Source organism: Siphonobacter sp. BAB-5405 (genome assembly GCF_002872335.1).
Taxonomy (GTDB): Bacteria; Bacteroidota; Bacteroidia; order Cytophagales; family Spirosomataceae; genus Siphonobacter.
In genome coordinates this window covers 103,560-125,227 of sequence record NZ_NJAG01000022.1, presented here as the reverse complement: position 1 = coordinate 125,227, position 21,668 = coordinate 103,560, and the positions used below count along the sequence as shown (strand labels likewise).

At 49.1% G+C, this 21,668-nt stretch carries 14 protein-coding genes; 7 read left to right on the top strand and 7 right to left on the bottom strand.

Annotated elements, in window-relative coordinates; translation table 11 throughout:
* The 3 genes from BWI97_RS28930 to BWI97_RS17110 all read left to right on the top strand — a co-directional run.
* Nucleotides 1-534, top strand: a 534-nt coding sequence (locus BWI97_RS28930; RefSeq protein ID WP_255403093.1) for a beta-1,6-N-acetylglucosaminyltransferase, incomplete at its 5' end; no start/stop codon positions are given.
* An 11-nt stretch (nt 535-545) separates the two neighbouring features.
* Nucleotides 546-1,001 carry a beta-1,6-N-acetylglucosaminyltransferase gene (locus BWI97_RS28925; RefSeq protein WP_102202034.1) on the top strand — a complete coding sequence of 152 codons (456 nt, stop codon included), beginning with the start codon at nt 546-548 and terminating at the stop codon, nt 999-1,001.
* Between the two features lie 26 nt (nt 1,002-1,027).
* Complete coding sequence (locus BWI97_RS17110) at nt 1,028-1,957, top strand: phytanoyl-CoA dioxygenase family protein (RefSeq protein WP_094815132.1); 930 nt, start codon at nt 1,028-1,030, stop codon at nt 1,955-1,957.
* A 3-nt stretch (nt 1,958-1,960) separates the two neighbouring features.
* On the opposite strand, the gene BWI97_RS17105 is transcribed toward BWI97_RS17110, so the two are convergent.
* Both BWI97_RS17105 and BWI97_RS17100 read right to left on the bottom strand, forming a co-directional pair.
* Nucleotides 1,961-2,635, bottom strand: a complete 675-nt coding sequence (locus tag BWI97_RS17105; protein ID WP_102202032.1) for a response regulator transcription factor — start codon at nt 2,633-2,635, stop codon at nt 1,961-1,963.
* A 20-nt stretch (nt 2,636-2,655) separates the two neighbouring features.
* Nucleotides 2,656-3,921, bottom strand: coding sequence for a sensor histidine kinase KdpD (locus BWI97_RS17100; protein WP_102202030.1), 1,266 nt, complete (start codon nt 3,919-3,921; stop codon nt 2,656-2,658).
* A gap of 191 nt (nt 3,922-4,112) precedes the next feature.
* On the opposite strand from BWI97_RS17100, the gene BWI97_RS17095 reads away from it, so the two are divergent.
* Nucleotides 4,113-4,787 (top strand): hypothetical protein, encoded by a 675-nt coding sequence (locus tag BWI97_RS17095; RefSeq protein ID WP_102202029.1) that lies wholly within the window; start codon nt 4,113-4,115, stop codon nt 4,785-4,787.
* A 295-nt stretch (nt 4,788-5,082) separates the two neighbouring features.
* Entirely contained in the window at nt 5,083-6,603 is a 1,521-nt protein-coding gene (locus BWI97_RS17090; RefSeq protein ID WP_102202028.1) for an RtcB family protein, read from the top strand.
* Between the two features lie 142 nt (nt 6,604-6,745).
* Here BWI97_RS17090 and BWI97_RS17085 read toward each other — a convergent pair whose 3' ends face one another.
* Nucleotides 6,746-9,007: a GH92 family glycosyl hydrolase gene (locus tag BWI97_RS17085; RefSeq protein ID WP_369826601.1), complete on the bottom strand. Its 2,262-nt coding sequence runs from the start codon at nt 9,005-9,007 to the stop codon at nt 6,746-6,748.
* Between the two features lie 639 nt (nt 9,008-9,646).
* Between BWI97_RS17085 and BWI97_RS17080 the strand changes: the two genes are divergently transcribed.
* The gene (locus tag BWI97_RS17080; RefSeq protein ID WP_102202026.1) at nt 9,647-10,516 is read left to right on the top strand and encodes a phytanoyl-CoA dioxygenase family protein; all 870 of its coding nucleotides are present in this window, start codon (nt 9,647-9,649) and stop codon (nt 10,514-10,516) included.
* Between the two features lie 61 nt (nt 10,517-10,577).
* The gene (locus BWI97_RS17075) at nt 10,578-11,399 is read left to right on the top strand and encodes an SDR family oxidoreductase (protein ID WP_102202025.1); all 822 of its coding nucleotides are present in this window, start codon (nt 10,578-10,580) and stop codon (nt 11,397-11,399) included.
* Nucleotides 11,400-11,504: 105 nt separating this feature from the next.
* Here the strand turns inward: BWI97_RS17075 and BWI97_RS17070 are convergent, their stop codons facing one another.
* The 4 genes from BWI97_RS17070 to BWI97_RS17055 form a co-directional block, all read right to left on the bottom strand.
* Entirely contained in the window at nt 11,505-14,921 is a 3,417-nt protein-coding gene (locus BWI97_RS17070; protein ID WP_102202023.1) for a ThuA domain-containing protein, read from the bottom strand.
* A gap of 96 nt (nt 14,922-15,017) precedes the next feature.
* A complete protein-coding gene (locus BWI97_RS17065; RefSeq protein ID WP_102202021.1) occupies nt 15,018-16,334 on the bottom strand; it encodes a vanadium-dependent haloperoxidase in 1,317 nt (438 codons plus the stop codon).
* Nucleotides 16,331-19,633, bottom strand: a complete 3,303-nt coding sequence (locus tag BWI97_RS17060) for a VCBS repeat-containing protein (RefSeq protein ID WP_102202052.1) — start codon at nt 19,631-19,633, stop codon at nt 16,331-16,333. Before BWI97_RS17060 ends, BWI97_RS17065 begins: the two co-directional genes overlap by 4 nt.
* Before the next feature lie 146 nt (nt 19,634-19,779).
* Nucleotides 19,780-21,633, bottom strand: a complete 1,854-nt coding sequence (locus tag BWI97_RS17055) for a RagB/SusD family nutrient uptake outer membrane protein (RefSeq protein ID WP_102202019.1) — start codon at nt 21,631-21,633, stop codon at nt 19,780-19,782.
* Between the last annotated feature and the right edge of the window lie 35 nt (nt 21,634-21,668).

Genomic DNA, 21,668 nt, shown 5'->3' with positions numbered 1-21,668 from the left:
AATTTGAACAATTCAGAACTCARTGATGTATCGCTTGGTGTTTTTAAACTTATCCCTAACTTAGCTCCCGAATCCACACTTCCTATTTATTCCGCAATGGCTACGTCTAGCTGTACGTACTTGATATTTGCCCATAAAAACCCTGAACAACTCAAACGCCTCGTTGAACGATTACAAGCTGATTACTGTAATTTTTTAATTTCGATTGATAAAAGTGTTGATCGTACTGCTTTTGAAAAAGCCGTATCCAGTTTTCCCAATGTTAATTTTGTTCAGGAGCGTTATGTCAGTCAATGGGGCTCTTATGCCTTTATAAAGTCAAATTTGGCTGGTATTAAGCAATGGCTTGAGACAAATCCTGAAACGCATCGAATTGTCTTGTTAAGTGCTCAGGACTACCCATTAGTTAGCAATGACATGCTGAGGAAATTCTGGTTTGAACACCCGGAAACGAATTTTCTGAGTTACTATTCTTTCGAACAACCGCACTTACAACAGCACCTGAGCCGGTACAATCGCTATTACTTTTTTTAACGAAGAAGTTAATTATCAAATATCCAAGCGATGGGCAGACCTTACTAAACCGAGTAAAAGATACTGTTTTAAAAGCCAGCGGTCAATTTCCATTACCGAATAGCAATCCCTTAGGCTATCCTCTCTATTTTGGCTCAAATTGGGTTCGCTTAACTCGTAAAACCTGCCTTTATCTGATTGATTTTTGTAAAAAAAATCCGGCTATGGAAAAATACTTTTCCTATGCTTTATGTCCAGACGAGGCATTTTACCAAACTATCCTAGTTAATGCTCCGGCTGATTTAATTGACCCCATTAGTAATACAAACCTAACTTATACACATTGGAATCGACCCCTTGAAAAGTACGGACATCCACTGGATGAGCGTGATTTCGAAGCGTTGATTCAATCTGAATTATTGTTTGCCCGCAAGTTTGAATTTCCTGCCAGTGTACCCCTGATGAACCGAATTGACCAGTCCATTTAAATACCTACACCTTAATATCACTCTCTATGAATCAAGAAGTTTACCCAATGAATCTTCCCTGGATTGATTCTCCTTTTTTTGAATTGGATCTTGAGCAATCGAATCTGGACGAAACAACAAAAGCACAGGTCAGGCATTTCGCCGAAAAGGGCTATCTTATTCTGGATACAGATTTACCTGAAAGCACCTTTGATCGCATCATTGAATTACTGCAACCGCACTATACTTCTCCCCGCCTACAGGATGCGTGGAATATCACACCGTTGGTGAAAGATATAGCGGGCTGTCCGAAGATTCTGGATATGTTGCGAATCTTGTATCGTCGGGAGCCTTTCCCTTTTCAAACCCTAAATTTTCGGGTAGGATCTCAGCAAAAGACGCACAGTGATGCCATTCATTTCCATTCCATACCCGAACGTTTCATGTGTGGCGTTTGGGTAGCTTTAGAAGATATTGATGAAACAAACGGGCCGCTTCATTACTATCCGGGTAGCCAGAAACTTCCCTATTATGACATGGCGGATGTAGGCTTACAAGGTTCTAAAGACGTGAATCAATACGATCAATATTTAGAATATGAAAAGTTTATCCATAAGTTGATTGCTGCTACCGGCCATAAAAAAGAAGTTTTTAAAGTAAAGAAAGGCCAGGCACTTATTTGGGCGGCTACCTTATTACACGGCGGTGAACCTATTTTAAGAGAAGGAGCTTCCCGCCACAGTCAGGTTACCCACTACTACTTTAATGACTGCATCTATTATTCGCCCATCTGGTCGGACGTAGCCATCGATAAAATGTATATGCGAAGACCTACCAATATTCTGACGGGGCAGATTGTAGAAAATCGTTATTTAGGAGACACTCTGGTAGGCCGCACCGGATTGAGCCCTTTCACCGATTACAAAAATTCCATTGAAGGGCTGGTGCGAAATATCAAGCGAAAGTTGAATCGCTAATACTTAAACTTCCAGCCGAAACCCTACGCCGTGCACACTTACCAGGCGTAGGGTTTTATCCTGACTCAGGTATTTGCGTAAGCGGCTCACGAAAACGTCGAGACTGCGACCCAGGAAGTAATCACTCTTACCCCAGAGCCGAACCAGAATTTCATCCCGGGGAATAATTTCATTGGCTCGTCCAGCCAGCATCTTCAGTAAATCCGTTTCGCGAGCGGTCAGATTGATGGAAAAGTCGCCGCAGGACAGGCGTCGGTTTCGGGTATCGAGCTGATAGGCCCCAAAGTTCAGCAGGTAGCTTTCGGGGGTTCGCACTTCCATCCGCCGTAGAATAGCCTCCATTCGTAAGACCAGCTCTTCCATACTGAAAGGCTTGGTCAGGTAATCATCACCGCCCAGTTTAAACCCACGAATGCGATCTTCTTTCAATGAACGGGCCGTCAGAAAAATAATGGGAACCTGACTCCCACTGGCTCGAATCTGTTCGGCCAGGGAAAAGCCATCCAGCTCGGGAAGCATGACATCCAGTAGGCAAACGTCGTACGTACCCGCCGTAAAAGCTGCGAGTCCGGCTTTGCCATCCGTTTGCAGGTCTACTTCGTAGCCTTCCTGTACCAGATTGTCCTGTACCACAAAGCCCAGTGTTTCATCATCTTCTACCAGTAACACCCGTACCATTCGTTGCTGCCATTGATTCCCTATCCAATCAGCGGATAGATTAAAGTAAAGCGACTTCCCTGCCCGGCTTCGCTGTCTACCCGTACCTTCCCGTCCATGGCTTCCGTCATGGTTTTTACATAATACAGACCCAGGCCGAAGCCTTTGACGTTGTGTACGTTGCCGGTAGGCACGCGAAAGAATTTGTCGAACAGGCGGGTCTGGTATTCTTTGGGAATACCAATCCCCTGGTCTTCAATTTCAATGTACAGGTGTTGCTTTTCGTTGCGGGTACGAATCAGCAATGCCGGAGCCGGAGCGGAGTATTTAATCGCGTTGTCGAGCAAATTATGCAGGGTATTGGTAAAATGAAGCACATCCACCCGAATTTGCGTTTGCGTGGCTTCCAGAGCCACAGTAAGCGTCCCCTGTTCAGCCTGAATACGGGGTTCCAATCGTTCCAGTAACTCGTGTAAGGTGGTGTGAACTTCTACCCTTTCCAGATGCAGGCTTTGTTGCTGACTCTGAGCCGTCTGTAGCACCGTATCTACCTGCTGTTTCAAACGCAGTGCTTCCTTTCGAATAATGCCCGCGTAACTGGCCAGCCGCTCGCTGGTCTGGTTGGGCCGGGACAATACATCGGTCGAAATCAAGATCGTCGAAAGGGGCGTTTTGAATTCGTGCGTCAGGTTATTGACAAAATCGGTCTGTAATTCCGATAGTCTCTTCTGTTTGAAAATAACGTATAAAGCATAACTGAAAAAGAGAATAACCAGCAGAACGGCGATGGATGAAATCGTCCAGAGTTTAAGCTCATCCAGTACATATCCCCGCTTCTCGGGAAAGTAAACGCCGAAGTAGTAATTCTGACCGGATACTTTAGGAAAGGAAAACTTAGCCGCTTTCGTAGCGTCGCAATTGGGGGTATGGCACACAAATCCGCCATACTGAATCTGGCTTTGTTCGCAGTCGTAGATGCCGTATTCAAAGTTGGCTTTCAGATCGTGCCGGGAAAACTCCTGTCGCAGAAAGACCTCCAGAGCGGAAGGGTCCATCTGATCGTTGATCTGTACGGTGTAATAGTTAGCCGTTACCCGTTCCACTGGGCGAATCGGCAGAGCATTCGGCCGATTGTTGTAGTCAATCATCCGGCGACACACCACGCGTAAAGCTGTCGTCACCCGCTGGTCAAAGTCACGGTCTTCCAACTGATACGCCTTCCGAAACCAGTAAAACTGCACCAGAGCCAGTCCGAGCAACAGGAGCACGGATAACAGGGTGAATATGCGAAGCGTACGACTAGACATAGGACAAAAGTAACACGGAATCCGTCAGGCTTTTGAACCTTAACATTTCATTAACGTCTTCAGTACCGGATCATTGGATATGGACTCAACCGAATTCTTTCCGCAAAAAATTACGCCCTCCTGTTTCCCTTGCCTTCGATTGTGCGACTAATCGTTCAGTTCAACCTTCAATCCTTAATTTCCGTTTTATCATGAAAAAACTGCATTACGCCGTAATCGCTGCCCTACTCGGTCTGACGCTAAGCTGTAAAAAAGAAGAGGAAGTCGGCAAGGGTTTCTCCGAAAACATCCAGAATCTGGTTTCAAAGGAAATGATCGATGAGCTTCGAAGTCGGGGCCTGAATCTCAACGAGGGTACCACCCCTCCCGTTATTGAAGGAATTTACCTTTCCTCCCCGCACGAATTGGTAAGTCCGTACGGGGAGGAGGATTCCTACGAAACCGGGTACGAATTTGAAGACCTGAAAATCCGGTTTTCAAACCAGGATCAGGAAAATCTAAGCGTAAAAGTTGATTTGAAAGGCAGTACGAATGGCTCGGGGCAAGGGGCTTTTCTGGCGGGTTCGGTGAACAAGTTTACGCTCTTTTCTGAAATCGTTAGCCACTCAGAGGACGGCGACGAAGATCCGTATACGGCTACGCAAATCCGGATTTTTTCGGGTGAATTAACGGATAAAGGTATTAAAAATCTACAAACTGCCCTGATCATGAAAGCCAAAACGGACCCTAATGATGTGCTTATTCCGGTGGGTTCGGGGCGTATTATTAAAGATGGCGATGGACTGGCCGCGAAAACCAATAGTTTCCGGATGGCTGCTCCTGAAAATTCCACACCCCATAAATTAAAGGCTGATCTTCAAAAGTAAACCTTGGTTAGCAAGAACATACGGCGATCAGAAGTCTTCACAAAAAATTAAAACTGAGTTTTTTGGAAATGTAAAAAAACAGCAATCTTTGCCTCCGCAATGCAAAAAATCGCTCAAGCATACCGTTTCGAAATGTCCCAACGTCAAAGTCTGGCCCCAGATTTTGGACGGAAGGATCGTGACGGTTCCGGGCGAATGAGCTAGCAACTCAACGGATGACTTAGGCCTAAGTATCCCTATATAGCCCGGAACCGCGTGTTCCGGGCTTTTTTATTTTCCACCAATCCTTACAACCATGGAAACTCTCTTAACCCAGGCCGATTTACAAGCCCTGGGGATTACTCAGGAGGAGCTGCAAAAGCAGTTTCTTCGCGTTGGCAACGGCTTGATTTCGAACGGCGTTTATTCCAGAGATAAAGTACTGACCCTGCTGGCTCAACTGCTGGAGAATCCAAAGAAGTTTGCGTTTTCCCGAAATAAACTGACTAATCTGGGCGTAGCCGTCAAGAAGCTGGTCGATGCAGGTACGGCGATTCCACTGACGGAATACGCTCAGGGCCTGATTACCGCTGAAGCCGCCCGTACACCCGTATACGAACTTCCCGCTCTGCCGGGACAAACCACCCGGGAGTTTATCCTACGGGACGAGCCTCTGCCCTATCACATTTACGGGGCCAGTCAAATCGAGCAGGGTGCCCTCAACCAGATGCAGACGGCGATGCAACTGCCCATTGCTCAGGCGGGAGCCTTAATGCCCGATGCTCACCAGGGTTACGGTTTGCCCATTGGTGGCGTACTGGCAACAACGGCAAATACGGTGATTCCCTACGCTGTTGGGGTAGATATTGCCTGCCGGATGTGCCTGAGTGTATTAGATCTACCGGCTAGTATGATACAAAACCAGCCGAAAGTCCTGAAAACACTGCTGGGTGACCATACGCACTTTGGAATGGGCTCGGAATCGCGGAAGAAGTTTGACGATACGCTGTTTGAACGTCCGGAATGGAACGCGACCAAACCTATTCGGGAATTACGCGATAAAGCGTACCGACAGTTGGGTACCTCGGGTACCGGCAATCACTTCGTGGAATGGGGCGAACTGGAGGTATTGTCTGACGACCTCTTACCGGCGGGCTGGTATCTGGCCCTGCTGTCGCACTCGGGTTCGCGTGGATTTGGGGGCAACATCGCTAACTATTACTCGAAACTGGCGATGCAGAAAACCAAGTTACCTAAAGAAGCCCAACACCTGGCCTGGCTGGATCTGGATTCGGAGGAAGGACAGGAATACTGGATTGCCATGAATCTGGCAGGGGATTATGCTTCGGCCAATCACCACGAGATTCATAACAAGATAGCTAAAGCTCTGAACCAATCGCCGCTGGTCATGGTGGAAAACCACCACAACTTCGCCTGGAAGGAAAAACTGGCCAATGGTCGGGAGGTGATCGTACACCGTAAGGGAGCTACGCCCGCGGGTCTAAACGACCTGGGTATTATTCCGGGTTCGATGACGCAACCGGGTTACGTAGTACGAGGCAAGGGATTTCCGGAATCGTTGAACTCGGCTTCGCACGGGGCCGGACGACTCATGTCCCGTACGAAAGCATTCCAGACGATTCAGAAAAAAGACGTACAGAAAGCTCTGGAAATGGCGGGCGTTACGCTCTTGGGCGGTGACCTTGATGAGGCTCCTATGGCCTACAAAAACCTGGAACAGGTGATGGCGGCTCAGTCGGAATTAGTAGAAGTACTGGCGAAGTTTTCCCCGAAAATCGTCCGGATGGCGGATGGCCGGGAGAAGGCGGAGGATTAGTTGGAGCAGGTTTGAAAGGATTTTAAGTTTCAATCTTTTTCAAGCTCCTCTCTAAAACAATAACCACAGCATACCCGGTGAAAACGCAGGGAATGCTGTGGTTAAAAATCAATTGTAGTAGTAAGATACTTTCAACGAAGCACTACTTCTTCGCCGTCGAGAACGAATACGGAGCATCCGCATCCGCCGTACCGCGTTTCTGGTTCGGTTTGGTTGACATCTGGAAGTTCAGCGTAGCCCCTTTCATGAGTTCGTCGTGGCTCAGCCAGTTTTTGCTGTACGCTTTTCCGTTCACGTTCAAGGACTGAATGTATCGGGTTTCGTCCGTGTTATTCGGAGCCGTAATCAGGACTTTCTTGCCATTTTCCAACTGAATCGTTGCTTTCTTGAACAGCGGCGTTCCTACCACGTATTGATCCGTACCGGGGCATACGGGATAAAAGCCCAGTGAAGAGAATACGTACCAGGCCGATGTCTGACCGTTGTCTTCATCGCCGCAGTATCCGTCGGGCGTAGGCTTGTACATGCGTTCCATTACTTCGCGGAGCCAGTACTGAGCTTTCCAGGGTTCGCCCGCGTAGTTGTACAGGTAAATCATGTGCTGAATAGGCTGGTTACCGTGAGCGTAATTCCCCATGTTCATAATCTGCATCTCGCGAATTTCGTGGATCACCTGTCCGTAATACGAATCGTCAAAAATCGGGGGTACCACGAATACGGAATCCAGCATATTGACGAACGCTTTCTTACCGCCCATCAGATCGGCCAATCCCTGTACATCATGGAAGACGGACCAGGTATAGTGCCAGCTATTGCCTTCCGTAAAGGCATCACCCCATTTGAAGGGATTAAACGGCGACTGGAATTTACCGTCCTTGTTTTTACCCCGCATCAGTTTGGTTTCAGGATCAAACAGGTTCCGGTAGTTCTGACTGCGTTTGGCAAACAGATCAATCTCGGTCTGGGGACGTTTCAGGGCTTTCGCCAACTGATAGATGGTAAAGTCGTCGTAGGCGTACTCGAGCGTACGGGCCGCATTTTCGTTGATTTTTACGTCGTAAGGAACGTAGCCTAATTCGTTGTAGTACTTCACACCCTTCCGTCCTACTGAGCTGAGCGGGCCTTCATTCTGAGTATTTTTCAGGATCCCTTCGTACAGCGTATTAATGTCGAAACCACGGGCTCCTTTCAGGTACGCATCGGCAATGAGTGAAGCGGAATTCGAGCCAATCATACAGTCGCGGTGACCGGGACTGGCCCACTCGGGCAGGAAGCCGCTTTCTTTGTAGGCATTGGCCAGCCCTTCCATGATGTGACCGTTCATCGTCGGGTACATCAGGTTAAAGAAAGGAAACTGGGCTCGGAAGGTATCCCAGAAACCATTGTCCGTGAACATGTAACCCGGCAATACCTGACCGTTGTACGGACTGTAGTGCATCACTTTGCCCGACGCATCAAGTTCGTAGAACTTGCGGGGGAACAGCATCGAACGGTACAGACAGGAATAGAACGTCCGCGTTTGATCCACGGATCCGCCTTCTACAGTTAGTCGGCTCATTTCCTGATTCCAGATTTTGCGGGCTTTTTCCTTTACCGTCGTGAAATCATCCTTACCGATTTCTTTCAGGTTCAGTTCGGCTTGTTCAGGACTGATGAACGAAGAAGCCACGCGGGCGTATACTTTTTCACCCTTTTTGGTCATAAAACCAACCACCGCTCCAACGTGATTATCTTTTACTTCGAGCTGATTATTGACTACGTTCTTACCACTCCAAACGGCCGTATTGGCAAAGGGGCGGTCGAATTGAATAACGAAGTAGTTTTTGAAATTGGCGGGTACACCACCACTGTTCTTTGTCGTGTAACCGATGATCTTGTTCTCACCGGGAATAATTTTCACGTATGAACCTTTGTCAAGGGCGTCAATCACTACGCGGGATTCTTCGCTTTTGGGGAACGTAAACTGTAAAGCGGCGGCCCGTTCGGTGGGAGCAATTTCAGTCGTTACGTCGTGGTCTGCCAAGTAGACTTTATAATAATAGGGCTTAGCAACCTCTGACTTATGCGAAAACCAGCTCGCCCGCTCGTCCTGATCGAAACGCAGCTTACCCGTCGTAGGCATGATGGCAAACTGACCGTAATCATTGATCCAGGGACTCGGCTGGTGCGTTTGCTTGAAGCCGCGAATTTTATCCGAATCGTAGGTATAGGCCCAGCCATCGCCCATTTTGCCGGTTTGTGGCATCCAGAAATTCATCCCCCAGGGCAGAGCAATGGCGGGATACGTATTTCCGGTGGACAGGCTGTATTTGGACTGGGTGCCCATGAGCGTATTCACCCACTCTACGGGTTCGGCTACCTTGGTCACTTCCTGGGCCGTTGCCGTAAGCATCGACAGGCCCATCAGACCAAGCAGACAAGAGCGTATCATTACTGAAATGTTTAAAAGGTTATCGTTACCAAGAAAAGTAGCAAGTTGGCGGTTTCAACTCAGTTTTTCATAGAAGAAAGCGGAAAAGGATAAGAATCAGCCTTAACGCTCCTATAGGATGTGCAACCCGTATCGAAAATGGAGTTTTACCAAAAATGAAGGGAGAACTACGCCTGCTAAAAGTAATGAGGCTGAAGGCTCTATATAGTTCCCTGCTTCAGCACTTGATCTAATCGTTTTATGAAAACTTTTGAAGACAAATGATTCTTCTGGAAGCAGTTTTCTATACAATAACCTAAAGCTTTAAGCCTGTTGAAAAAAATCCAAGGACATGATCCTCTGACAATCAGGCCCTTAAAATTTTTTATTACTCTACTAAATATATATATTAAGTATACTATTGACTTTATCCAATTCTTGCTTTTCCTTTGACTCAGTAATTCAATCAAAGGCCCCGTTATGTTAGCGAACTACGAACTGGTTTTCATTAACCTCCGCCTCCGCTCCTCTTTGTGTTGTAAGTAAGCCTGCTTTCTAATCTTCATACCCACTCTTTCACCCCGAAGGAGTCAGGAATGTATTGTCTCTTATTCCACACAAAAGCAAGGACTCATGCATCAGACATTCGTTTTCAATAACGCCCTTACCGACGAGCAGCGTCGCTATTTTCAACACTACGGAATCATTCAGTTCAAGCAGTTCATTGATCGGGCTACCGTTCAGGAATTTATTCGGGAAGTCAACCGCGTCGAGCATCATTTGCTGAAAACCCAGACGGAAAAGGTCAATGGGATACCCCTGAAATTTGGTGAAAACGAACGCGGCGAACGGATGATTCAACGGCTGGCCTTTACTTCCCATTACAGTCAGACCCTGGGTGATTTTCTAAAAGATCCCCGCCTGCAACTTCTGCTGGAATTACTGGGCCCCTACCAGGGCCGTATCGGCGAACATGAGAAAGACGGTTTAGTCGTCAACCACTACGTCAATACACCCACGAGCCAGTTCAAACAACTAGGCTGGCATACCGACAGCCCACGGGATTTGTTTCTCGGAACCCGCATCCAGCCTATGCTGAATGTAGGCCTGCACCTTGACGACTGCCCGCAATCCAACGGAGGCTTGCGAGTACTGGCTGGTACGCATGAGCAAAGCATCTGGAAGCTCCTGTTTCGCAAAAAATACTTCATCGACAACCAACCCGACCCCAAAGAAGTCGGCTTTGACATCGAAGCCGGTGATTTAACCATCCACGACGGCCGGCTCTGGCACCGTGTTCAGCAGTCACCGTTCATCGGCGAGCGGAGTCGCCGCCGTGTGATGTACATTCCCATCATTACCGGAGCCTACAGCCCCAAACACGCCGAAAGTCCTACGCCTTTTTACCATACGCTGGGAAGTCTGAAATTCCCTAAACCTACGTTTCCGGGTGGATCTTTATGGAAGAACTGGCAACCCGGCCTCGCTCGTTTTCTGAGTTAGTTTCAACCGTCCTCCCCACCGGAGGACTGCTTTCCGTTCGACATTCTTAGGAAAAGAAACTATGCCCTACGCATTGATTACCGGAGCCGCTCAGGGGATTGGGCGAGCCATCGCCGAGCAGCTGGCTCAGCGGCACTACGATTTACTACTGGTAGATCAGCAGGAAGAAAAACTGTACCGAACCGCTGAGGCGTTACGAAAAACCTATGGAGTAAACATCCACGTATTAACGCTGGATTTGGCCCTGCCCGGTTTTCTGCGGGTGCTTCGTGTCTGGCAGCAACAGGTGGGTTCTAACCTGGAAATCCTGGTGAACAATGCGGGCTTTGGCCTTAACGGAAGTTTTGAAGAGTTATCGATTCAGGAGCAACTGGATGTTGTGAATGTCAACATTCGGGCAGTAATGGAAATTACCCATGCGTTCTTACCGCTTCTGAAAAAACAACCAAAGGCGTATCTGCTGAATGTCTGTAGCACCACGGCTTATCAGACGGTTCCGTACTTAACGGTATACGCCGCATCCAAAGCGTTCATTCTTTCGTTCACCCGGGGTTTACGTCATGAACTACGAGGTTCTTCGGTACAGGTTACGATGCTTAGTCCAGGCAGCACGGATACGGGCTTTGTGGATCGGGCCCGAATGGGTGAATCGCTTAAAAAAACGGCAACAAAGGTCCATATGACCCCTCAGGCAGTAGCAGAGCTTGCGGTTCGGGCGTTGTTTGCCGGAAAGGCCGAAGTAATTCCGGGTTTCATTAACCGGGTGGGTGCCTGGTTACCAAAGGTGGTACCGATGCGGTGGATTGAACGGGTGATTGGTGGGATTTATCAGCCGAAGCGTACGGTATCGGAGGAGGAAAAAGTACGTGCATTCCAGCCCTAAAACGGACCCATGCATCCCCGTATGCAAATCGAGCCTATAGTTCCTACCCGGAACTATAGGCTCGATCTATCTTATAACCAGGTTTCTCAACCTTTGGTTATGTCCTTATTTTCCAAACTCCACCCAGTCCAGCGAGAACAGATTATCGTTCGGTTTGTCTTTCTTCACAAATACAAAGTACAGATCGTGTTTACCACCCGGATTCAGAATGGGACTTACGACTTCCTGGAAGGTATTCCAGTTCCCCGTGGCCTTGTAATTGAGCGTGCTGATCACCTGTCCTTTGGGCGAATCCACGTGTACTTCAATCATGGCATCTTTATCCTTGGAGGCATAGCGGTAGGTCAGTTGCTTGATTCCCGTCAGATCGATATTCTTCAGTACGAAATACGAGCGGTTATGAATCGAACCCAGTCGCTTACCCTGACGGTTGATGTTGCTGACCATATCCACGCCAGTCGCATCTACCCGGTTCGGCCGCAGTACCAGCGTTTCACTCGACGTCAGCGGCTTGATAGAGCCTCCTTTGTCGGTATACGAAGCCGTTAGAATGTAGCGACCTTCCTGGGGCTTGCCTACGTGTTCTTTCAACGTTGCGGTACCCTTTTCCGGTAAACGCACGTCGGGTTGCTGATTCGACAGCGACAGTACGTACTTCACAATTTCCGTAGCTTCTTCGCGGGCCAGCTGCGGGTGGGCGTTCATGGCATGCTCGCCCCATACGCCACCGCCACCCGTAATGACTTTGTTTGCCAGTCGGGTCAGGGCACCTTTATCACCCCGGTACCGCTTGGAAACTTCCATAAAGGCTGGACCTACTGACTTCTTGTTAATCTGGTGACAAGCTTTGCAGTCGCTTCCTTCCATGAGTGATTTACCCAGGTTAAACGTACCCGTAATCTGCTGGTGACCCATTTGAGATTCGTTACCGCCCGCTACTTTCGGGATGTAGTTGAGCGATACTTTCACTTTTTTCTTATCAATAACTTTGTCTTCGTTGTCCTTCACATTCACCTCATACTTGAGGGGCGTTTGCGTGGGGAAGAAGAAGCTGCTGTTTCCGCCCGGCGTCGCAATAGCAACCTGCGGCAGCGTGTTTCCAACCTTTACTTCCAGCGTATCGTAACTGCTCAAACCCGTCGGATCGGTTACTTTCAGGACGGTCTGATAAATCCCGTCTTTTTCAAAAATATGCGTTGGGTTGGCTTCCCGAGAAGCTACCGATTTGCCCTCAAACTGCCATTCGTAGGTAAGCTTGTCTTCTTCGTCGAAATCGTAGCTTTTCGCACTGCTGAAGGCCACTTTTAACGGAGCCAGTCCAATTGTATCCTTCGCCGTAATCTTAGCAACCGGAGCCCGGTTACCGGCGTTGTACTCAATTTTCACCAGACGGGCATCTTCGTTATCGATTCCGTATACGGATCCGTACTCCAGCATGTAAATCGCTCCTTCGGGCCCCATTTCCATGTCTACCGGACGGCGGAAATCTCCCCGCGTTGGCATGAATGCTTCCAGTCGTTTGTAGTTATAATTTTCGTCCAGACGAACCGCAAATACCCAGTTCCGCATCCAATCGTAGAAGAAAACGGCCTTGTCGTAATAGGCAGGCAATTTTACGTCCGAAGCCAGGTTCGGATCGAAATGGTAAACCGGTCCACCCATCGCACAACGTCCACTTTCACCGAGTTCAGGAAACTCTGCCGAACGGTTGTACGGATACCAGATCATGGCTTTCTGAGCCGGAGGTAAGGTTTTCGCTCCCGTGTTGTAGGGCGAATTGTTGGTCGGTCCGTTGACATCAAATTCTTTACCAACGGCCTTCGTTTCGAAGTTATACTCCTTGTAAGGTTTGTTATCACCTACGAAATACGGCCAGCCGAAGTTACCGGGTTTCTTGGCCTGATTGAACTCATCGTAGCCGCGAGGGCCTTGGGGACCATCCACGCCGGAATCCGGACCGATTTCACCCCAGTATACGTAACCCGTCAGCGGATCAACGGAGATCCGGTACGGGTTACGGCAACCCATCACGTAAATTTCCGGACGCGTACCGGGCGTACCTTTCGCAAACAGGTTGCCCTCGGGAATCGTGTACGAACCATCGGCCTCTACGTGAATGCGAAGGATTTTACCACGTAAGTCGTTCGGGTTACCGGCCGATCGTTCGGCGTCGAACGTCAGGCGATTCGGTCGCTGATCAATCGGAGCAAAACCGCTGGACTCAAACGGTACGGTATTGTCACCCGTTGAAATGAACAGATTGCCTTTGGCATCCCAGGCCATCGAACCACCCGTGTGGGCACTTACTTCCAGATCAATCGGGAATTCAATAATGGGTTTTTCGGAAGCTACGTCCAATACGCCATCATCGCCCATCACAAAGCGAGCAATGCGTTGCTTGGTTTGTTCACCATCCTGAATGGTATAAAAGAAGTACAGGTAGTGGTTTTGCTTGAAGTTGGGATCAATCGTCATCCCCAGCAGACCATTCAGATACTTTTCCACCGCCTTCACCGGGAAGTCGTAGACCAGACGGGTTTGCTGCGTTTTTGGATCGTATTGGTAAAACTTACCCGCCCGTTCCACAAAAAATACGCGTCCATCGGGAGCTACCGCCAGCTCCATGGGTTCGTTCAAATCGTTGGAAAGTACCGTCTTGACGAAGCGATTTTCCTCGGGGGTTTTCACAGAATACGCTTTCGCGAAGTCCAGCTTTCCATCGCCCATGGCGTACTGAATGCCGCCGAGCAAATGTTTCAGAAACAGCGGTTCGCTGAAGCTTTCGTTGGTATGGCCACCCGCCGTATAAAATGCCCGTCCACCGTCGTAATCGTGGTACCAGGCAAAGGGGTGATTGCTGCCATTCGTGCCGCCTTCGTAGCTATCCTCATCCAGATTCATCAGAACCTTCACGTCTGGATTGATATTCTTGAAGTTGTATAACTCGTCGTAACGCTCCCAACGATCGGGCAGGAAGCTCGTCGAAGGGTGCTTTTTGTCGAGTACATCAATACCTGCATTCTGCTGACGCGGGTGACTGGCGAAGTACGCTCCGGCCAGCTTGTTGTACCAGGGCCAGTTGTATTCGGTGTCCGTTGCGGCGTGGATGCCCACGTAACCGCCGCCCGCCTGAATGTATCGCTCAAAAGCGACTTGCTGATCAGGATCGAGTACGTTGCCCGTGGTGCTCAGGAAGATGACAGCCTGATACTTTTTCAGGTTGTCTTCCGTAAACAGAGTGGCATTTTTCGTCGTGTCGACTTCGAAGCCATTCTCCTGCCCTAACTTTTGCAGGGCCGCAATACCGCTTGGAATGGAGGTGTGATAAAAAGCCGCCGTCTTGGAGAAAACCAGAATGCGAGGTTTAGGCTTTTCGACACCGACCGGTGCAGAGGCAGAGGTAGTAGCGGGAGCCGCAGCCTGGGTGGTCTGGGCTGGTTTCTGACTGGTTTTACAACCATAAAAACCTCCGGCTGTCAACAGTAAGCCTAGGGCTAGGGGTTGAAGCGATGAATAACGCATGAGATGGAGTGAGAAAAAAGTAATAACGGACGATGCCGGATTATAGGTGTATTGGTTTCGTATAACGGACTAACTTACGCAATTCGGGTTAAATGGCTAATTACTTGCGACTAGTTCGCGTTTTCCTTCGACTCTTTGAATAACCCAGGTACCTACTTTCAATCCCTGCTCCCGGCCTTCCGTAATAGCATCCATGAAATGAATGCCTCCGTACAGACGAGACATGCCTGCTTCATCAGCGGCCTGCTGGAAGGATTGAAACGAGCGGGCCTTCAAACCAAAGGGTTCTTCCACGGTATCGGTGTACGCAAAGTGATCACCGAAATAATGGGTTAGGACCACAGCCGCCGCCGAAGAAATCGTCGAGTGACCACTCAGGTATTCGGGAAAAGGCGGCGTTTGCAGGAAAGGTCGCCAGTGCGGGTCCATAAGCTTGCGAATGGCCGTTTCGGGGCGAATCCGGTTGCTGCGGTACTTTTCATCCCAGCAACAGATGAATCCGTCCGTTAGCGTAATCGCCACGACGGTATGAATCTTCAACGCCTGAGCAAAACTCACCTTGGCCTTCTGACAGGCGATACCCGTAATACCCAGCCAATGAGCCCCCGGCGATATTTTCTTCATACCCACCATCAAATGGCCGTTGTCTTCCAGTGCAAAGGGGTTGCAATCCCAGAAAGCCGCGATTTGCTTGTGTTCGTCGGGTAGCTTATCCGCATAATTGATCTGCATCATCCGATAAAACGCCGACTTCGGGTCGGTCGAATACGGTGTTGGCGGAGCAGGCTTGAACTGCGAACAGGTATCCAGGGTAAACGAACGGACGGTTGCAAAGTACGGCTCGACCGGAGCGAAATAGCCCGGCGGTGTGGGATACCAGAAACCGTCGCCTGTGCGAGTCTGATACCGGGGATAATTGCTGATCCGGTTGTAGCGATCGGCTTTAGCGTAGGCCAGGATTTGTTTGCTAATGGCCTGAGCGTAGGCTTTCGACCCGTTTAGTACTTCTTCCGAATAACCAGCCGTCCGGCAGGAATCCAGAAAATGGGTTTCGTACTGGGCCAGTCGTTTCCCCGAAGGCTGCATTTTCTGAGCCGTCTCCATCATGGCTAGTAAGGCCGTCAGAGATACGGAATGTTCGGGGATCTCGCTGGGTTTCTGAATAACGGGAAAGCCGTTCAAAACGCCGTGCATACTACGCATCGACGAATCATGCTGAGCCAGTACCTCGTATCCCGACAGGCAGGCATACGAGAAAAATCGAGCCGCCAGCGGTGGATTCGTCACATCGTGAATCATGGTCTCCGTCATTTCCTCGATGACGTGGGTAATCTGGGCCGGGGCTAGTTCCGCTTCCTTTTTTTTCGTACAGGACCAGCCCACCAGGAAGCAAAGTATAAACCAGTATTTCATCGCCGTTGGTACGCTTGCAAGCCTTTTTGATTGATTCCAATGAGTAGTTGATTGCCCCAAGGCAATACACTTCGTACGTCGCCGCGTAAGGCAAAACCGGATTGTTGCTGCGGAACGTACTGAAATTGTCCCTTTCCATTTCCTTTCAGCAAGACGCCATAATTGGCATCGCAGTTGCCAAAACGCAGCCGGGCTTTGTTCACATTTCCACAGAGCAGCAAATCCTTTTTACCATCCTGATCAAAGTCCAAACTAGTAATCGTGAATACGGGAGCCATTTGAGTCTGAATGGGCAAGGCTTGTTCCTGGAAATTGCCTTTAGCGGTCCGAACAAAGAGGGTTGTTTTCAGCGTATTAGCCGATAGTTTCGTACTTCCTTCTAATTCTTCCGGTGTGAAAATATCCGTGAGTGTAGTTTCGGCGTAGCTTTTATAATCCGGAAAACGCGTCCGCATCATACTGATTTGGTCGAGGAGTTCATCGCGGGTTACGTAGGGATAGCTTTTGCCCTGGATGTAAAAACTAAGGATCGGATCGATGGATCCGTTGTCGTCAAAATCCTTATAGACCAGTTCAGCGGGTTCGCGATCGGAAACTTTGCATTGCGTATTGAGTCCCTGATTCCCAACGAGTAGATCCATTCGGCCATCGCCGTTGATATCTTCTAGCAGCAATTTATTCCACCAACCCCGATAGGCTTTCGGGAAGTAGGTACTCGTCTGATCCGTCCAGGTACTACCATTGCTCACAAAAGCCGTAACAGGCATCCACTCACCTACCAAAATCAAATCCGGTTTCTGGTCCTGATTCAAATCCAGCCAGGCGGCATCGCTCACCATACCCATGCGAGCCAGTGCCGGGGCCAGCTTTGCGGTTTGATCGCTAAAATGTCCCTTGCCATCGTTGATGAGTAGAAAACTCGGCGGTGTTTCGGGGTATCGGCCCGGAATCACCCGACCACCTACGAATAAATCCAGAGCCCCATCGTCGTTGAGATCGGCCGCCCGTACGCAGCTTTTACTACCCGGAAGCGTGGGTAAAGCTCCCGTCGCCTTGGTGAAATTCCCTTTGCCATCGTTCAGATACAGTCGATCCTGTAAACGGGGATCTTCCGGCATCAGGTCACCGTATCCGCCGCTAACGAGGTATAAATCGGGAAAGCCGTCGCGGTTGGCATCGAAAAACAGGGCATCCGCGTCTTCGCCTACGGTATTGAAGCTCTGTTTCTTACTGAGTTTCCCGTTCGCCTGTTGCAGAAATAGTACGCCCGCCTGACCATTGCCGCCGCCGACAAACAGATCTTCCTTACCGTCTCCGTTTACGTCAGCTTTTGCCAGACAAGGCCCGGAAAAAGACAGGGGATTAACCAATAAAGGCTGTCGTTTGAAATCATTTAGTGACGTAGATGCCGATTGAAACGCTACGGGTGCGGGTACGGATTGATACCAACCGGGAGCTGTAGTACGGATTTTAGCCGCTGCAGCATCCTTCTGTTTGAGCGTTAGTAGCTGGTCGGCTTTTAGAGCCGTTTTGGTTTCCTGCGAACCATCGGGCCAGGTAATCGTCAGCGAATCAATCTGAGTAGCTGTTTGCAGACCAAAGTGCAGTACGGGAGATACGCTCGACTGATACCCCCGCGTGGGCATTTGATCGAGGTACTGTCGTTGTCCCTTCGCAGTAATCATGACCTTCGCTCCAATTCCCTGGGTATTGCCGGGCTTGCCTTCAAGTTTTACGTTCAGAAAATGGTGCTTCCGATCCGACTGGTTTTCGTACAGACTCGCCGTATGGTTGATGTTGTTAATGACTAAGTCCAGATCACCGTCATTGTCGAGATCCGAAAAAGCGGCTCCGTTACTGTTCAGTGGCTGATTGACACCCCAGGTCGCACTGACGTTTGAGAACGTCAGGTTGCCATTATTTTTAAACAGGTAATTGCTTACGTTAGAAGCCGGAATTTGCTGGACCAGATTCAGTACGTCCTGACGGTGAATGTTCCCCTGACGATTCTTCATGAAATCACCCATGTATTTCGAAAAATCCAGGTTGGTATAGTCGCGGGGAAAGCCGTTGGTCACGAACAGATCTTTCCAGCCATCATTATCGTAATCGGCAAAGAGGGAAGCCCAGCTCCAGTCGGTATTCGACAGTCCCGAAAGCTGACCAATTTCGCTAAAGGTCCCGTTTCCGTTGTTAAGCTGAAGCATGTTCCGCATGTACTGATAGTAAAAACCGGAACGCAGATTCAGGTCGAATTTCTCGTAGTTATCCGGAGCCATCAGTAGCTTTTGCCGTTTGTTGTCTTCGGGCAGCATATCCAGCGTATAAATGTCCGGGAAACCATCATTGTTGATGTCGGCTATATCGTTGCCCATCGAAAAATGGGACGTGTGTTGCAGTTGCTTCTGAATCTGATTGGTAAAGGTGCCGTTGTGATTGTTGATATACAGAAAATCGGGAATGGTATAGTCATTGCCAATGTACAGATCGAGCCAGCCATCGCCGTTAATGTCAGCAACGCCCGCTCCTAATCCATAAGACAGGGCCGTACTCTGGATACCCGCTTTGGCGGTTATATCGATAAAATGATTGGTATCGTTCCGGTACAGCCGTGAACCCGCCGACGTGTCTTCTTTTTTCAGTAAATCAGTTGTAGCTGCTTCGTCAAGTACGGGTAAGGATTTGGGGTTGTGATTAAGCAGAAACAGATCCAGGTCGCCGTCCTTGTCGTAATCGAAAAATACGCCCTGCGTACTCGTGGCGGGGCTATCCAGTCCATATTCACGGGCTGATTCCTTGAACTGCGGTATTCCATTGCCGTCCACACCCTGATTGATGAACAGCTGATTGGTACGATTCTCGGGAGCGACGCTGCCCGAATAGCATACATAAATATCAAGTTTGCCATCGCCGTTGACATCGGCCATCGTGACGCCCGTTTTCCAGGGGCCTGGACGTCCAGCGGCTCCGGAAGCGTCCGTAATATCTTTAAACTGTAGTTTCCCCTGATTCAGGTACAGTTTGTTGGGCGTCATGTTGGCCGTGAAGTAAAGATCCTCCAGACCATCGTTATTTAAATCGCCAACGGCTACCCCCCCACCGTTGTAGAAGTATTCATACATTAAAATATTGGTATTCAGTCCTTCGGTTAAGGTATTACTGAAATCAACGTGGGTCTGATCGGTGGTTAATTCTTTAAATAAGGTAGAGCCTGTATTAGTCTGGATTACTTCCTTCTCGCTTTTCTGCTGACAAGCCAGCAGAAGCACCAAAAGGCTAAGCGGTATAATTCGATTCATGAGGGGATTGATGGTTTGGGGGCCATACAAAAAACGTCCGGGGATGGACCACTTTCAGGGTTTATCCAGAGCCTATTTTATGAAAATAATCTACGCCTGTCCAGACGTAGATTATTTTCGAAATACTCCTTTATCCTGGTAAACTACTAGTAACCAGGATTTTGAATTAACTTACTATTCCGGTTAATCTCATCCCGGCTAATGGGGATGAAGTACATCTTGTCGAGCCACTTCCGGTTTTCAATACCAACATCGACGTTCGTTACTTGGTATTTATAATTGTAATTGTTCGGATCGTACTTATAAATGCTTACCGTTTTACCAGCCTTGAGCGTACCCGTAATCTGAATGATCTGAGCCTGCTCGCCTAAAGTTGCCGGAGCAATCATCCAGCGACGGGCATCGTGGTAGCGTTGTTCTTCGTAAGCCATTTCTATGCGACGCTCGTTGCGGTAACGCTCCCGCAGGGCACTACCTGTTTCGGTAATGGCAGGCATACCCGCCCGGAAACGTACTTTGTTGAGGTAGGTTTTAGCCTCGGCATCTTCGCCCAGTTCAATACAAGCCTCGACGTAGTTAAGCAGTGATTCCGTATAGCGGATCAAGGGCCAAGGAATTTGCTGACGCGTATTCTGATCCACGATTGCCGGGTTCGGATCGATGAACTTCCGCATATAGTAACCCGTACGCGATCCGTTCCAGTCTTCTACGGAGCTTTGACGTGTATCCAGACCCGCTGCCGCAACGACAGCTCCGCTAGCGTTGGTTACCTGATATTGGCCCGTCTGAATCTGGTTGTTGGGATCTTTACCCGCTACATCCGAAGGACGGGGTTTCCAGGGGGCTCCGTCGTAGAGGATGGTGCCGTAGAAACGAGGGTCACGATTTTGGTAAGGCGTTGTCGCTTTCGAAGGATCACTCCAGTCAAACTTGCTACCATCCATCATTTCGTAATCATCCACCAAATTCTGAAGCGGAGCGTTACCGGCCCAGTTGTGGTAACCGTTGGGCCCGTTGTTACGACCTACCCAGGCTCCATCCTCTTCTTTCAAGTCAATGAAGTAACGGCCCAGAATCAAATCCTTTTCGCCGCCGTTTTTAGCAGTAGATACGTTGATGTAATTGGTGGTACCCTGGTCTTTAGAAACCGGAGCGGACAAATTCAACTCGTAGCCGTACGAAGTCAGATTGAGTACGGCTTTGGCGGCATCTTTTGCTTTCTTCCAGCGATCGGCCCGACTACCACTTATGTACCCTAAGATTTCAGGTTTGGCAAACGCAGCAATCGTTGCTGATTTGGCTTTCGCCGTAGGTATATCGTGTAAATCACTGGCGGCGTAAAGCAGTACTCGCGACTTGAGAGCCAGAGCGGCGGCTTCGTTGGCACGACCGGGAAGCATGGATTTTCCTTTGAGTGCCGTAGCTGCATCATCCAGATCTTTGGTGATGAAGTTGACGCACTCTTCGTAGGTGTTCCGCGTTACTGTATAATCGGCTTCGCCTAATTTATAGGCCCGATCAATAATCGGTACGCCGCCGTAGTAACGGGTTAATTGCTGGTAGTAATACGCCCGCATGAACTTGGCTTCACCCAGTAAGCGAGTCGCCAAAGTAGGATCATTAAACTGAGGGTTCGTTAAGTTTTCAATCGCCAGGTTACAGGCCCGAATGCGAGTATACATGTCGCCCCATGCATAGGTATTATTCACCCAACCAATATCAGCCGGATTAGAACGGGCCTCGGTAAAGGTATTAATACCGCGACCAGGGTGCGTAAATAGGGCTTCATCGGTTAAGGAGGCCAGCATCTGTTCGTTGAAGCCGCCCTGACCAAACCCATTGTAAATATCCGTAACGAATGCTTCAGCCAAGGGAGCATCTTGCCAAACCGTTGACAATACGACCTCTCCCAGCGGCTGTTTATTCACAAAGTCCCCGTTACAGGAAGCCATCAGAGCGACCACTGCAACGAAACCCAGTTTTTGAATCGATTTTTTCATAGTCTTATTTCGTTTCGATGCGGGGTACGGTTACC

What these genes read in the sequence shown, in the direction of transcription:
- BWI97_RS17105 (WP_102202032.1), bottom strand. Translation starts at nt 2,635, where the DNA reads ATGGTACGGGTGTTACTGGTAGAAGATGATGAAACACTGGGCTTTGTG.
- BWI97_RS17095 (WP_102202029.1), top strand. Translation starts at nt 4,113, where the DNA reads ATGAAAAAACTGCATTACGCCGTAATCGCTGCCCTACTCGGTCTGACG.
- BWI97_RS17070 (WP_102202023.1), bottom strand. Translation starts at nt 14,921, where the DNA reads ATGCGTTATTCATCGCTTCAACCCCTAGCCCTAGGCTTACTGTTGACA.
- BWI97_RS17090 (WP_102202028.1), top strand. Translation starts at nt 5,083, where the DNA reads ATGGAAACTCTCTTAACCCAGGCCGATTTACAAGCCCTGGGGATTACT.
- BWI97_RS17110 (WP_094815132.1), top strand. Translation starts at nt 1,028, where the DNA reads ATGAATCAAGAAGTTTACCCAATGAATCTTCCCTGGATTGATTCTCCT.
- BWI97_RS17065 (WP_102202021.1), bottom strand. Translation starts at nt 16,334, where the DNA reads ATGAAATACTGGTTTATACTTTGCTTCCTGGTGGGCTGGTCCTGTACG.
- BWI97_RS17085 (WP_369826601.1), bottom strand. Translation starts at nt 9,007, where the DNA reads ATGGGCCTGTCGATGCTTACGGCAACGGCCCAGGAAGTGACCAAGGTA.
- BWI97_RS17055 (WP_102202019.1), bottom strand. Translation starts at nt 21,633, where the DNA reads ATGAAAAAATCGATTCAAAAACTGGGTTTCGTTGCAGTGGTCGCTCTG.
- BWI97_RS17060 (WP_102202052.1), bottom strand. Translation starts at nt 19,633, where the DNA reads ATGAATCGAATTATACCGCTTAGCCTTTTGGTGCTTCTGCTGGCTTGT.
- BWI97_RS17075 (WP_102202025.1), top strand. Translation starts at nt 10,578, where the DNA reads ATGCCCTACGCATTGATTACCGGAGCCGCTCAGGGGATTGGGCGAGCC.
- BWI97_RS17100 (WP_102202030.1), bottom strand. Translation starts at nt 3,921, where the DNA reads ATGTCTAGTCGTACGCTTCGCATATTCACCCTGTTATCCGTGCTCCTG.
- BWI97_RS17080 (WP_102202026.1), top strand. Translation starts at nt 9,647, where the DNA reads ATGCATCAGACATTCGTTTTCAATAACGCCCTTACCGACGAGCAGCGT.